Below are 12,922 nucleotides of genomic sequence, written 5' to 3'. Positions count from 1 at the left end.
TCCACATTACCCCACCCCGGCGGGGTCACCCGCGCGGCGGTTTTCTCCCTATACTCGGGGCCGCCTAATCCTTCGGGGGGCGGCCGGGCGGCGGCGCGCGGGGGGGGGCGGCCCGGCACGACTCCGACTGGGTAAGATGCGCAAGGTCCGGGTGAAATGAAAAACGCGGGCCGCGAGTTTCACCCCCGCGCCCCGCGTGCCGAGCTCCGCGCTCGAATTACTCGCCGGCCGGATCCTTGCCGTTGACCCACGGGCCGGCGAGCTGCTTGAAGTCTTCCGGCGACGTGATGCTGCTGCCGGCGTCGCCGCCGGACCAGCCCTGAATCTGGTTCGGCTTGCCCCGCTGCTCGCTCCGCTTCTCCCAGTTCGCGGCCCAAGAGCCGTCGCCTTCGCCCACCTTGCGGGCCTCCTTGTCCCAGTACAGCACCTTGTCCGTCCGGTAGCTCTGCACGCCCATCGCGACCGTGCTGAACGCCGCCGCCCCGAGTTCCGGCGTGCTCAGCGTCCCCTGGTTGCCGGCCGCCACGCACTTCAGGAAGTTGTCCCACAGGGCGTAGGTCAGCGCGGCGTTCGCCGACGCCCCGTCCTTCGTCGGCTCGTACCCGCCGACGCCCTCGAACCCGCCCTCGACCATCTCGCCCTTCGCGGTCTGCGCGTCGCCGGGGCCGCGGGCGCGGCCGGACGCGTCCTGCGGGATCACCTCGAACCCCTTCATGATGTCGCCGATGAGCGGGACGAACTTGATCGTCCCCGTCTTCCCGCGGATGCACTCGTCGATCGGGTAGTCGTTGCACATGGTGGCCGTCACGAACATCTGGCAGCCCTCGTCGTAGTCGGCGCAGACCATGCTGACGTCCGGCACGTCGCGGGTGTCGTACTCGAGGTACAGCCCGCCGCCGCCGACGACCCGCCGCGGGTAGCGGACGCCCATCGCGGCGATCAGGTGCGTGACCTGGTGGACGAACAGGTCGGTGAACATGCCGCCGCCGAACGGCCAGTAGCACCGCCACTGGGCGTACACGGCCCGGTCGAACGGCATCTGCTCCGGCGTCGGCCCGAGCTTCTCGCCGGCGACCTCGAACTGGTGGCCGAGGAACAGGTCCCAGTCCACCGTCGTCGGCGTCATCGTCTTCGTCAGGTTGTAGTACCGCCACTGGCCGACGAGCGAGTTCCGGTAGTACCGCGTCTGCGCCTGCATGACGTGGCCGATCTTCCCGGCCTTCACCAGGTCGTTCGCCTTCTGCCACGTCGGGTCGGCCATGCTCTGCACGCCGACGGACATGACCTTGCCGGTCTTCTTCCACGCATCGACCACCGCCTGCGCCTGGGCGATGGTGCGGGTCATCGGCTTCTCGCAGTAGACGTGCTTGCCGGCCTCCATCGCGTCGATGGTTTGCTTCGCGTGCCAGTGGTCCGGCGTGCCGATGAAGACGATGTCCACGTCCTTCAGTTCGAGCAGCTTGCGGTAGTCCTTGACGATGTGGGACGCCTCGGTGACGCCCATCCGCTTGGCGGACGGCTGGAGGCCCTGGCCCTTGCCCTTGCCCTTGGACTGGTCGCCGTCCCACACGTCGCACGCGGCGACGAGGTTGACGTCCTTGGCCAGTTCCTTGCGGCGGAGCATGACGTCGATGTGCTGTTGGCAGCGGCCGCCGACGCCGACGAACGCGATGCGGGCGGCCCCGTTCGCGCCGGGGACCTGGGCGTAGGACTTGGCGGTCAGCGACATCGCGGTCCCGGCGACGGCGGCCGTCTGCAGGAACCCGCGGCGGTTCGGTTTCTTCGGGGTGGTCATGGGGTCTCCGTGAGAAGAGGTACTGAGGTCGATTCCGGTAGTTGCGGGAGCATACGGCCTGTGGCGAGCAAGTTGGCCCGGTGGCGTTCGAGGACCGTGAGCAGTTGCTCGTCTTCGAGGTCGCCCAAGTGGTATTCAAACTCGAGCTGGCCGAGGTCGCCCATGAAAGCAATCAATTGGCCGAGCCGGATGTCCGGGTTGAGGTCGAGAACGTCTGAGAGTGCGGCGATCAAATCTTGTTGAACCGGTGTTTTCATGGCAGCGTCTCCTTGATCGTCGGCCGGCCGGCGGCCGCACCAGGGTAGCGACCGACGATCACGACTCGCACGAATTGGCCCGGCAACAGCTTAGCCACCCGTGTGGCGCGGGTCACGCCGTCGTAAATGACCAAGTGGCCATCGGTACTCTCGTACACAATTAGGGGCGGCATTCCGGCCACCGATCGCCCGTACCGTGATATTTGCCGGGCCAGTTTGCCCGGATCAGCTACCGGTCGCGACGACGGGGTTCGCAACTCGGCCGGGTCCACGTCGCGGAAGGTTTGCATGGGGGGCGTCAGTTCATTCTACTTCTTCTTGTGGCTCAAGAGCCACGAGTAAAGCTCGTCGTGGGAATAGGCCGCGTCCCACGAGTTGTGGCCGACATAGGGCATCTCCGAGTACCGCGGGTTGCCGCCGGCCTTCTTGATCGCGTCGATCATCTCGCGGGACAGCTCGACCTTCACGGCCTTGTCCTCGACGCCGTGGAAGCACCAGATCGGCAGGTCCTTCAGCTTCTCGGCCCACTCGACCTTGCCGCCGCCGCAGATCGGGGCGATGGCCGCGAACTTCTCCGGGTGCGCCGCGGCGATGGCCCACGTCCCGAACCCGCCCATGCTCAACCCGGAAAGGTACAGCCGGTTCGGGTCGCCGTTGTACTCCTTCACCACGGCGTCGAGCATCGCCAGCGCCCGCTTGCCGTCCGGGTTCTCCGGGTGCCACCGACCGGGGATCTGCGTCTTCACCGCCTCGGCCTGCGGGATGATCGTGACGAACGGGAACGGTTGCTTCTTCTCTTCCAGCCGCTTGATGTGGGGGGCGAGGCCCTGCTCGACCGGCATCATCTTGCCGCCCTTCGTCTCGCCGGCCCCGTGCAGGAACAGAAGCACCGGCGACGGCTTCGCCGGGTCGTGCTTGGCCGGCACGAACACGACGTAGGGCGACTCCGTGCCGTCGGCGTTCTTGAACGTCTTGTCCACGAACGTGCCCTTGTCGGCCGCGGCGGCGGGTGACACACTCATGACGAGGACCAACAGCGGGAAGAGGCGGAGCATGCGAACGGACTCCGGGGGAAGGTTCTGATAGCGTAGCAAAGAATCCGCGAGCGTCACGCACCCGCCGGGAGGAACCCATGCCGTACCCGCACGTCGTCTTCGACTTCGACGGCACGCTCGTCGATTCGCTCGCGCACTCCATCGCCGTGTTTAAGCGCATCGCGCCGCGGTTCAAGCTGAACCTCGACCTCGACCTGGAGACGGCCCGGACGCTGCCGACGAAGGAGCTGTTCCGCCGCATGGGCGTGCGGTTCTGGGTGTTGCCGCGGTTGGTCCGGGCGTTCCAGGCAGAGGCGGCCCTCGACGCGGCGACGCTGAAGCTGTTCGCCGGCGTGCCGGAGGTGCTGGCGGAGTTGGCCGGCCGCGGGTGTCGGCTCGGCATCCTGTCGTCCAACCGCGAGGACGCGATCCGCGCCTGCCTGCGGGCGAACGGCGTCGAGCGGCACTTCGCGTTCGTGGTCGGCTACCCGCGGCTGTTCGGCAAGGCGAAGGCACTGCGGCGGATCATGAAGGCGGAGCGGATCGGCCGGGCCGAGTTGCTGTACGTCGGCGACGAGAGCCGCGACGTGCAGGCGGCGCACCGGGCGAAGGTGGCGGCCGCGGCCGTGACGTGGGGCTTCCACGCGGAGGCGCTGCTGACGGCGACGGGGCCGAAGTACGTGGTGCGAACGCCGGCGGAGTTGGCGGGGATCGTGTAGCCGGTTGGCGCGGAATGATGATTCCGGCCAATGCTGCCACCCTCCGCCGGAATCATTGCAAAAAACCGGAATCATCCGCCGCCGCGTCGGAAGTAGTTACAGGCGTTGATGTTAATGATTCCGGTCCGGAACACCGGGTCGGCCGGAATCATTCGCTTACACCCGGAGGCTCACGGCGAGCGGGGGGGCGTCAGCCCCTGATTCAGAGGAACGTCCCACGAGAATTAGGGGGCTGACGCCCCCGCTCGCCGGCGCACGGCCGTCCATGCTCCCGCGCCGGATCGACTTCCGAAGTCGAAGCCGGACTTCGGAAGTCGGGCCTCACTTCTTCACCCGGTTCAGCGTCTCCTTCGCTTCCGTCGTCAGCGTCGCGCCGTCGGCCCCGGCCGCCCACGTCTGTAACAACGCCACGGCCGTCCGCCGCGTCTCGCTCGACGTGGCGCGATCCATGAGGATGCGCTCCACTACCTCGACGGCCCGGATCGTCCGCACGTCGGCCGGGCGGGGGCGGGTCAGCGACTCCAGCAGGTCCATCAGCCGCTCGCGGGCCTCCGGCGACGGCGTCGCGGCCAGCGCCGCCTCCAGCGCCGGCCGGGCGCGGGCGGCGACCGCGGCGAGGTTCTTCGTCGCGACCTGCCGCACGCGGAACGCCGGCGCGTCCAGGTCGCGGACCCATCCGGCCACGGCCGCGGCGTCCAGCGGCGATTCCGGCGGAAGCTTCGCCGCCAGCAGCGGCAGGCCGACGTGCGGGTGGGCCGACAGCGCACGGACGGCGGCGAACGCCTTCGCCGCGTCCGCGTCGAGGAGCGCGTCCCACGCGGTTACGTCCGGCACGGGCGGGGCGGCGTCGCCGTCGGCGTTCCAGACGCGGACGACGCCGTCCGACGTGCCGACCGCCACCCGCCGCAGGTCCGGGGCGAACCCGACGCTGTCGGTGTTCCACCCGTGGGTCGCCGGCAGTTCCCACCGCACGCGGCCGGTGGCGACCTCGACGGCACGGAGGCGGTTGGGTTGCAACGCGCCGTCCCCCAGGCTAGCGGTTAGGACGACACGGTTGTCCGGCGAGATGTCTAGCAAAGCATCGAACCCGCCGACCCAGCGCCGCCGACACCGGACGGTCGCGGAGTCGAGAATTTCAACAATCGTGGAGGTAGAAGGATTCGCGTCAAGTTCCATTTGGTTGTTCGGAGACCAGCGAAGGAGCTGAATGCCGTCGGTGGTGAAGCGAACGCCACCCCCGCCGTTCTCGCCCGTCGGATTCAGATCGCGCGGGGCTTGTCTGCCATCAAGATCGAAGATGCGAAGTGCGGCAGATTCGGATGCGTCGGTCAGCGGCAAGTTCCACGCTCCGAACCATCGGCCGCTCGATGTCAGTACCGGCGCTGTAGCATTCGGATTCGTTGGTGTTGCGACCCGCCGCACCCGATTCGTTGCCAAATCCCAGATCAACACCGCCTGAGACGCCTCGATCCCTATTTGTCGTCCATGGTCTTTAAACCAGAGCGACACCACATCCACATTGGGCGGCAGTTTCAGTCGTCGAAAGACCTTCCCGCTCGTCGCGTCGGTGATCCGCACCTCACGCTCGCCGATCACCGACGCCAGCCGCGTGCCGTCGGGGGACAGCTCACTCCAATAGTTGCTCGCCCGCTCCGGCAGCTTCCGTTGCGTGCCGGTCGTCAGGTTCCACTGCGTCCAGCCGTGCCCGTTCATCCCGCTCAGCCGGTCGGGGCCGTGGAAGCGGAGGGTCGCGAACTCGCCGGTGTCGGCGGACTGCGGCAGCCGGCGGCCGGTGGCCACGTCCAGCAGCGTGATGCCGCCGTCGTTGCCGGGGACCAGCACCGTCTTGCCGTCTGGCGTCAGGCTGACCTCGCCCAGGTCCGGCGGGCCGCGGAACGACCGCCGCACCTTCCCGGTCGCCGCGTCCAAGATGTCGAACCGCATCCGCGACAGCTCGACGCCGAGGAGCTGGTCGTTCGGCAGCCCGAGGACGCGGTCGTAAGGCTGCTTCGGCGTCCAGGTCTTCCGCGTGCCGGTGCGGACATCGAGGGTGACGACCGCGTTGTCCTCCTGCACGACCGTGAGGCGGCCGCCGTCCGGCGAGAACGAGACGCTACGCGACTCCTCCGTCTTCAAGGAAGCAAGGTCGCGGCCGGTCGTGCGGTCGAAGAAACGGATCGTATTCCCGGCTCGTTGCACGGCCAGCGTCCGGCCGTCCGACGCGAAGTGAGCGGCGGATAATCCGTCTCGGTCCTCCTCCCGATCCGCAATGCGGTTCAACTCCCGGCCGGTGGTCGGGTCGTAGAGTGTCACCTGTTTCGGACCCAAAACGGCCAACAGCGTCCCATCTGGGCTAAAGGCCGTTCTGACAATTGAATCCGGGTTAGGCGAGAGTTTGAGGGAAAGGACTGGCAGCCGCGAGTGCAGGTCGTAGTGCCGGAGGACAACGCCGTCGTCACTGTCGGGGTCTAAGTCGAACGTGAGTAGTCGGCCGTCTGCGGTGAACGCCGTATTGAGTGATCTCTCGCAGGTATCGCGGCCGACCGACCGCCAGATCGGGCGGCCGGTGGCGAAGTCGTAGACCCAAATTTCGGCGGAACCGATGGCGGCGACATACTTCCCGTTCGGTGACGTGACGAGCCGCGTGATCGCGCCGGGGTAGCGGAACCGGTTCGAGCCTAGTTCGCGGACCAGCGCCGGCTGCGCGGCCGCGACCAGCGCCGTCAGCAGGACCGCGAGTATGCCCGCGCCGAACCGGACCATGCCGCCCCCGAAAGGAACGCGTGCGAGCCGATGGCTCGCACGCTAACCGCGCTTCTGTTCTGACCTCTGATCTCTAACCTCTGAGCTCTGACTTCTGACCTCTGCCTTCACTTCATCCTAGCCAACGCCGCGGCCGCCTCCCGCGTTTGCCGCGAACCCTCCGCGCCGGCGGCGGCCGCTTTCAGCGCCGCCTTCGCGGCCGGCGTGCCGATCCACTCCAGCACCTCGACCGCCCGCGCCGACCGCACCGCGTCCGGCGTCGGCTTCGCGTCCGCCGACAGCAGCTTCTCGATCCGCTCGCGGACCTCGGCCGACTCGGTCGTTTCCAGCACCCGCCGCAGTTCCGGCACGGCCAACTCGCCGAGCGACCGCAGTTCCTTCACCGCCCGCTGCCGGTCGGCGAACGCCGGGGCGTCCAGCTTGCCGATCCACTTCGCCAGCACGGCCGGGTCCGGCGGCGCGGCCGGCGTCAACTTCGCCTTCAGGAACGCCACCGCCTCCGCCGGCGTCGCGTGCATCCGCCGGGCGAACTGGTACGCCTTCACCCCGTCCGGCTTCGCGAACTGCTCCCACGCGGCCGGCCACTCCTCGGCCGTCAGCGGCGCGAACGTCGCGCCGCCGGCGATGTCCCACATGATGACCGGCCACCCGGCCGCCGCCGCCGCCAGCGTCCGGCCGTCGCCGGCCAGCGCCAGCGCGTGGACCGGCCGCGACATCGGCAGCTTCGCCCGCACCTGCCCGGTCAACAACTCGTAGACGTGCAACTCGTTGCGGTCCTGCCAGACGGCGGTGCGGCCGTCGGTCGAGAGGGCGAACGGCGACCCCTCGTCCTTCGCCGCCGGGCCGAGCTTCAACAACGCCGTCCCGGTCTCGGCTTCCAGGACGAGCAGGTTCTTCTTGACGTTGCTCTCCGTGTCGGAGGTCGTGAACGCGACGGCCAGCCGGGAGCCGTCCGGCGTCAGTTCCAGCCGCTCGGCCGGGCCGGGGGTGCGGACGCTCCGGACCGCGGCGTCCTTCGCGAGTGAGTAAACCTCCACGTACCGGGCGTCGGTCACGGCGTCGTAACCTTCCGTCGCGGCGACGCGGCCGGCCGCGGAAACCGCGGCCACCAGGCCGCCCCCGCGGTCCGGGAACGGGCTGCGGATCAGCCGCGACCGGCCGGTCGTCACGTCGAACCGGGTCAGCCCGTCGTTGTGGGCCGTAACCGCCGCCGTGCCGTCCGCGGACAGCGCCGCGACGTGCGCCGCCGCGCCGCCCGGCACGTCGCTGATGAACTTCGTCCCGCCCGGCCCCTTCGCCCCGCCGACGACGAACGTGCCGGCGTCGAGCGTCAGGAACCGCTTGCGGTCGGCCGACAGGCCGTGGACGGTCCCGGCCGCGAACGGCCGGAGCAACTCGCCGCGGGGCGTGCGGTCCGTCCACACGACCCACCCGCCCCAGTCCGGCAGGCGGCCGACGACGGAGCCGTCGGCGTCGAACCGCAGCAGGTCCGGCAGCCCCGGCACGTCCGCCGACGCGGGCGCGAGCTTGGCCTCGCCGGTCGGCGAAACGTCGTGGAGGAGTACGGCGTCGTGCAGCTGCGTGGCCAGCCGCTTGCCGTCCGGCGAGAGGATCGCCCGGTCCGCGGCGGGCAGCGGGAACTCGCGGTCCTTCGCCCCGGTGTCGAGCGTCCACACGGCCGCCGTGTCGTTGTCCGTCGCCGTCAGCAGCCGCGACCCGTCCGACGTGAAGCCGAGGACCGACTTCTGCTTGTCGAACGAGTGGCGAATCTTGCCGGTGGCCGCGTCCCACACGATCACCCGCTGCTGCCGATACGTGGCGGCGACGAGCCGGCCGTCGGCCGACCCGGCGACGTGGTTGTACGCCTCCATGCGTTCGCGGCCGGGGGCCGGGTCGTCGAGTACGACGGCCTTCTTCTTGTCGGCCGCGGCGTACAGCCGCAGCACGCCGTCCGCGACGACGAAGACCTTCGACCCGTCGCCGACGAACGCCGGGCCGAGGTCCGGGGCGGCGGCGAGGGTCTCCGTCCAGAGCGGCTCGCCGGTCGCGGCGTCGAACACGGTGACGGCCTTCTCCCGGCGGACGGCCACCCGCCGCGCGAGCGGGTCGAACGCCGCCTCGTCCGCGCTGGAAATGGGGACGCGGACCTCGGAGACGATTTTGCCCTTCGCCGGGTCGAACCGGGAGACGTAGTAGAACGCGGCCGCGTCCTGGCCCTTCATGTGGAACAGCGTCAGCGTGCCGTCGTCGTGGAGGCGGCCGCAGCGAATTTCCTTCACCGGGTAGTCGTGGCGGTGGCGGGCCGCGCCGGTGGCGGGGTCGAACCACCAGAGGGCGTCGTTGCCGGCGGCGAGGACGACGGCCGTGCCGCGGGGCGAGAACTGGAGGCCGTTGGAGTAGCCGGACTGCGACCGCATCCGCGGCGACCCGAGGCGGGCGATGGTCCCCTTCGGCAGCGGCGGGTCGGCGGCGGGGGCGGCGGTGCCGAGCCAGAGGGCGCACACCACCGCGAACGAACGCTGCATCGGCCGCCCTCCTGCGAGCGGTTCATTAGACACCACCCGCCGGGCGAACGCGAGGGGAAGTCGCGGCCTGCCAAGTTGACAGGCGACACCGCCACCACCGCCACCGCCACGGGGTGGCCCCCGTGGCGGAATCGCCACCTGGGTTCACGCGACACCTATAATGTCTATTTGTTCACATTTCCGCGGTCGCGGGCCGCCGTCGCCTCCGTCGTCAGTTTCGCCCCGGCCGCCCCGCCGGCCCACGCCGCGAGCAGCTCCGCCGCCGCCGGCGTCCGCATCCACTCGACCGCCTCCACGGCCCGGACCACGCGGAGGTACTCCCCGTCCCGCGGCCGGTTCGCGATGGCCTCGAGCAGCGTCTCGATCCGCGACCGCGCCTCGACCGACTCCGTCGCCTTCAGCGCCGCCTCCAGCCGCGGCACGGCGAGGTCGGCGAGCGCCTTCAGCTCCTTCGTCGCGGCGTCCCGGTCGGCGAACGCCGGGGCGTCGAGCGCGGCGATCAGCTTCGCCAACTTCTCGTCCGCGACGCCGACGGCCGGCGGCAGCTTCTCCGTCAGCAGCGGCAGCGACTGGTCCGGGAACCACGTGAGGCGGCGGATCGCCCGGAACGCGACGGCCGCGTCCGCCGACGCGAGGTCGGCCCACGCGCTCGACAGGTCCGGCGGCGTCCGCGGCTTCGCCAACTCGCCGCGGATGTCCCAGAGGAGGACCGGCGCGTCCGGGCTGATCGTCGCGAGCAGCCGACCGTCCGGCGAGAACTTCGGGTCGCGGGCGTCGCCGCGGAGGCCGACGAACCGGTGGCGGACGCGGCCGCTCGCGACTTCGACCAGATCGACCGCCGGGCCGTGGACGCCGGCCAAGGTTCGCTCGTCCGGGGAGGCGGTCCAACTGTAGACGGTCACGGGCGTCCGCCACCGCCGGCGGTTCGTGGCGCGGTCCCAGAGTTCGATGACGCGCCCGCCGTCGGCCGCCACGACCGCCCGCTGGCCGTCGGCCGACATCAGCGCGATGTCCCCCCCACCAGATGGCCGGAACACCCAGACCGGCTTCGCCAGGTCGTTCGGGTCGTACACGCGGAACGGGTCGGCGGGTGGCGATGGCTTGCTGTCGGAACGTAGGGATATCGGCGTCACCCATGCCCACCGCCCGTCGAAGGAGTGCGAGGCGATGGAACCCGCCGCGAGCGGGACCGTCGGCCACGGCCGGGCGAACCGCTTGCCGGTGGCGAGCGACCAACCGGCCAACTCGCGCCCGCCGTGGGCGAACAGCGTTGCGCCGTCCGGGGAGAAGACCGGGCTGTGCGCCCCGGCCTTCCCGGCGTCGAACGTGGTCCGCCGGTTGGTCGTCAGCTCCACCACTTCCAGGGTCCCCAGCCGCGTGCCCGCGGCGTCCGGCGGGACGGCGAGCGCGAACCGGTCGCCGGCCGGCGAGAACGCGAACTCGGGGTGCTCCCGCGTCACGTGGATCGGCAGCCGCGATTCGGTGACGCGGCCGGTCGCCGCGTGCCAGCGGGTAAGCGTCGAATCGTGAATCGCGACGTAGTCGCCGGCGGCCGCGAACGCCCCCAGGTGGCGGTTCGGCCGCAGGTCGAACGCCGGGGCCGGCGGGGTCGCCGTCACGTCGATGGGCAGCAGGAACCCGCCGTGGAACGTCCCGCTGAACGGCCGGTCGTCGCGGACGTACCCGACGCCGACGGCGTAGAACCGCCGGCCGTCCGGGGCGTAGGCCCCGCCGTGGTGGAACGTCCGCGGCACGGCGATGTTCGATTCGGCCCGGCCGGTCGCGGCGTCCACGACCGTCCAGGTGGCGGCGTCCGTGTTCACCGCGAGCTGCCGGCCGCCGGGCCGGAAGGCCAGCGACTGTGGCGCGTACCAGTAGGCCGAGATGCGGGTCGGGATCGCCGTGCCGTCGGTCCGCCAGATCGTGACGCCGTGCTTGTCCCCGACTAATTCCTTCACCCGACCGGCGACGGACCGAGAATCCGGCGCGAAGAGCAGCCCGCGGACCGGCCGCCCGGCGGCCGCGTGCAGCGTCCGCACCAGCTTCCCGGTCGCGGCGTCGAGCAGCCGCAGCGACGCCGTGTCCGAGACGGCGAGCAGCTTCCCGTCCGGGCTGAACCCGTAGGCGTAAACGCGGTCCACGACCGGCACGGCGTAGGCCGGCTTCTTCGTTGCCGTGTCGAACACCTTCAGCGCGTGCGCCTCGTGGTCGATGCTGACGTTCCGCGTCACGTCGATGACGTGAACGGCCACCAACCGGCCGTCGGGCGTGAGTTCCACTGTCTGGCCGAGCGGGACTTCCATCGTCAGCCCGTCGCCGACGCGGCGGGTCGCCGGGTCGAGCGTGCGGACCGACAGACTGCCGTAGGCGAAGTCGATGACCCGCAGCCGGCCGTCGGGTAGAAGTTCGATCCGCCGGTGCTGCTTGCTCTCGAACGGGACGGCGACCGTCCGGGTAAGATTCGGGTTCCCGAGGTGCGGCCGCTTCGCCTGGACCTGCTCCTTCCACGGCGGCACGGCGATCCGGTCCAGGACGCGGCCGGTCTCGGCCTCCCACACCAGGACGCGGTTGTCGTCGGTGTGCGTGAACACGTGCCGGCCGTCCGCGGAGACGACCGGCGGCCCCTGCCAGCCGGGATGCCGCCACCGGGCGGACCCGACGCGGTGCGCCGCCTCCGGCGGCAGCGGCACGCCGTCGGCGTCCAGACGGGGCGACACGAGAACGCACGCCACCAGCATCGGGAGCATGGGTCGGCCTCAGAGTAGTAGGCACACGCCGTGTGCCGTCTGCTGTCGGTCGCGGCGACCCGGACGAACTCGCCGGGCGCACGAACGAGACGGCACACCGAGTGTGCCTACTACTATTCGATCTGGAACCACTCCGACGACGACGCCTCGGCCTTCGAGTACAGGTCGTCGCGGTCTACCGGGTGGTACGCCACGCCCTGGGTGTCGAGTTCGGCCGCCAGCACGTCCGCGACATCGGGTTCCACCATGTACCGGCGGGCCGGGCGGTCGCCCTCGCCCTCGAACTCGACGGCCTCGGAGTAGACCTTCTCGTAGTCCGCCGGCCGGGTGCGGAGGACGTGCGTCCAGAAGGCGTACAGCCGCGACTGGAACGCGCCGGTGGACTCGCCGGCGTGCCCGAGCAGCGTGAGGCAAACGTATTCGGTCATGGGGCGGGGTCTCGTGGGTGGGTGGCTGTTTTATTGTGAACGACGAGTCGTCGCGGTATTCTTGGCAACGGCGGGGGCGAACGCGCTACTCCGGGCCGAGGGTGATGTCATGAAGTCGCGGGTTCATTACCTGTTGTTTGGGGCCGCCATCGCCGTGACGGTCCTCTCGACCATCGGTCCGACCCGTGCCGAGAAGGAGCCGAAGGTGAAAGCGATTTCCGCCGCGCACTTGAACACGATCCCGGTCATCGGCCGTCTCGACCAGCCGCTCGGCACGATCGTCACGATCGAGGGCGTGGTGGCGGACGAGTCGTACACGAACAGGAAGCTGGATCTGGGTCACACGTTGCTCCGCGTTCAAACGGTGAACGGCACGAAGCTGGCCGAGGAACGGGTTTTTCATTTCCACGCGGGTGCGGGGATCGAGAAGCCGAAGGTGAACGCGAAGTTCAAGTACGTCGTCTACGAGACGGGCGGGTTCAGGGGTGACCCCGACAAGTTGCGGGACTACGTGGAGATTCGCGCCGCGACGACGGGTTGGGGATTCTCGACGGACCTGTGTATCGTCCGCGACGAGCGGGCGAAGAAATAGCGGCGGCCCGACTTCCGAAGTCCGGCTTCGACTTCGGAAGTCCAACGGGACCAGTACTCACG

The 12,922-nt window shown here is 69.9% G+C and carries 10 protein-coding genes; 2 read left to right on the top strand and 8 right to left on the bottom strand.

Annotated elements, in window-relative coordinates; genetic code table 11:
• Window positions 1–217: 217 nt before the first annotated feature.
• The 4 genes from AC5JJ2_RS26070 to AC5JJ2_RS26055 form a co-directional block, all read right to left on the bottom strand.
• Entirely contained in the window at window positions 218–1,795 is a 1,578-nt protein-coding gene (locus AC5JJ2_RS26070) for a Gfo/Idh/MocA family protein (protein WP_495860982.1), read from the bottom strand.
• Complete coding sequence (locus tag AC5JJ2_RS26065; protein WP_495860981.1) at window positions 1,792–2,052, bottom strand: hypothetical protein; 261 nt, start codon at window positions 2,050–2,052, stop codon at window positions 1,792–1,794. The genes AC5JJ2_RS26070 and AC5JJ2_RS26065 overlap by 4 nt, the downstream gene beginning before the upstream one ends.
• Entirely contained in the window at window positions 2,049–2,225 is a 177-nt protein-coding gene (locus AC5JJ2_RS26060) for a hypothetical protein (RefSeq protein WP_495860980.1), read from the bottom strand. The genes AC5JJ2_RS26065 and AC5JJ2_RS26060 overlap by 4 nt, the downstream gene beginning before the upstream one ends.
• Window positions 2,226–2,360: 135 nt before the next feature.
• Window positions 2,361–3,107, bottom strand: a complete 747-nt coding sequence (locus AC5JJ2_RS26055; protein WP_495860979.1) for a carboxylesterase family protein — start codon at window positions 3,105–3,107, stop codon at window positions 2,361–2,363.
• 77 nt (window positions 3,108–3,184) lie between these two features.
• Here AC5JJ2_RS26055 and AC5JJ2_RS26050 point away from each other — a divergent pair, with 77 nt between their 5' ends.
• Window positions 3,185–3,805 (top strand): HAD-IA family hydrolase, encoded by a 621-nt coding sequence (locus AC5JJ2_RS26050; RefSeq protein WP_495860978.1) that lies wholly within the window; start codon window positions 3,185–3,187, stop codon window positions 3,803–3,805.
• A 321-nt stretch (window positions 3,806–4,126) separates the two neighbouring features.
• Here the strand turns inward: AC5JJ2_RS26050 and AC5JJ2_RS26045 are convergent, their stop codons facing one another.
• The 4 genes from AC5JJ2_RS26045 to AC5JJ2_RS26030 form a co-directional block, all read right to left on the bottom strand.
• On the bottom strand, window positions 4,127–6,568 hold the full coding sequence (locus AC5JJ2_RS26045) for a WD40 repeat domain-containing protein (protein ID WP_495860977.1): 2,442 nt from the start codon (window positions 6,566–6,568) through the stop codon (window positions 4,127–4,129).
• A 107-nt stretch (window positions 6,569–6,675) separates the two neighbouring features.
• Window positions 6,676–9,093, bottom strand: a complete 2,418-nt coding sequence (locus AC5JJ2_RS26040) for a WD40 repeat domain-containing protein (RefSeq protein WP_495860976.1) — start codon at window positions 9,091–9,093, stop codon at window positions 6,676–6,678.
• 164 nt (window positions 9,094–9,257) lie between these two features.
• A complete protein-coding gene (locus tag AC5JJ2_RS26035) occupies window positions 9,258–11,840 on the bottom strand; it encodes a WD40 repeat domain-containing protein (protein ID WP_495860975.1) in 2,583 nt (860 codons plus the stop codon).
• A gap of 113 nt (window positions 11,841–11,953) precedes the next feature.
• Window positions 11,954–12,268: a hypothetical protein gene (locus tag AC5JJ2_RS26030; RefSeq protein ID WP_495860974.1), complete on the bottom strand. Its 315-nt coding sequence runs from the start codon at window positions 12,266–12,268 to the stop codon at window positions 11,954–11,956.
• A 109-nt stretch (window positions 12,269–12,377) separates the two neighbouring features.
• Between AC5JJ2_RS26030 and AC5JJ2_RS26025 the strand changes: the two genes are divergently transcribed.
• Window positions 12,378–12,860 carry a hypothetical protein gene (locus tag AC5JJ2_RS26025; protein ID WP_495860973.1) on the top strand — a complete coding sequence of 161 codons (483 nt, stop codon included), beginning with the start codon at window positions 12,378–12,380 and terminating at the stop codon, window positions 12,858–12,860.
• The last annotated feature ends 62 nt before the right edge of the window (window positions 12,861–12,922 follow it).

This window comes from Limnoglobus sp. (assembly GCF_059499385.1).
The sequence above is the reverse complement of the archived record's forward strand: the minus strand, read 5'-3'. Positions and strand labels throughout refer to the sequence as shown.

Excerpts from the sequence above, each read along its gene's own strand:
- AC5JJ2_RS26070 (WP_495860982.1), bottom strand. The coding sequence starts at position 1,795 with ATGACCACCCCGAAGAAACCGAACCGCCGCGGGTTCCTGCAGACGGCC.
- AC5JJ2_RS26065 (WP_495860981.1), bottom strand. The coding sequence starts at position 2,052 with ATGAAAACACCGGTTCAACAAGATTTGATCGCCGCACTCTCAGACGTT.
- AC5JJ2_RS26060 (WP_495860980.1), bottom strand. The coding sequence starts at position 2,225 with ATGCCGCCCCTAATTGTGTACGAGAGTACCGATGGCCACTTGGTCATT.
- AC5JJ2_RS26055 (WP_495860979.1), bottom strand. The coding sequence starts at position 3,107 with ATGCTCCGCCTCTTCCCGCTGTTGGTCCTCGTCATGAGTGTGTCACCC.
- AC5JJ2_RS26050 (WP_495860978.1), top strand. The coding sequence starts at position 3,185 with ATGCCGTACCCGCACGTCGTCTTCGACTTCGACGGCACGCTCGTCGAT.
- AC5JJ2_RS26045 (WP_495860977.1), bottom strand. The coding sequence starts at position 6,568 with ATGGTCCGGTTCGGCGCGGGCATACTCGCGGTCCTGCTGACGGCGCTG.
- AC5JJ2_RS26040 (WP_495860976.1), bottom strand. The coding sequence starts at position 9,093 with ATGCAGCGTTCGTTCGCGGTGGTGTGCGCCCTCTGGCTCGGCACCGCC.
- AC5JJ2_RS26035 (WP_495860975.1), bottom strand. The coding sequence starts at position 11,840 with ATGCTCCCGATGCTGGTGGCGTGCGTTCTCGTGTCGCCCCGTCTGGAC.
- AC5JJ2_RS26030 (WP_495860974.1), bottom strand. The coding sequence starts at position 12,268 with ATGACCGAATACGTTTGCCTCACGCTGCTCGGGCACGCCGGCGAGTCC.
- AC5JJ2_RS26025 (WP_495860973.1), top strand. The coding sequence starts at position 12,378 with ATGAAGTCGCGGGTTCATTACCTGTTGTTTGGGGCCGCCATCGCCGTG.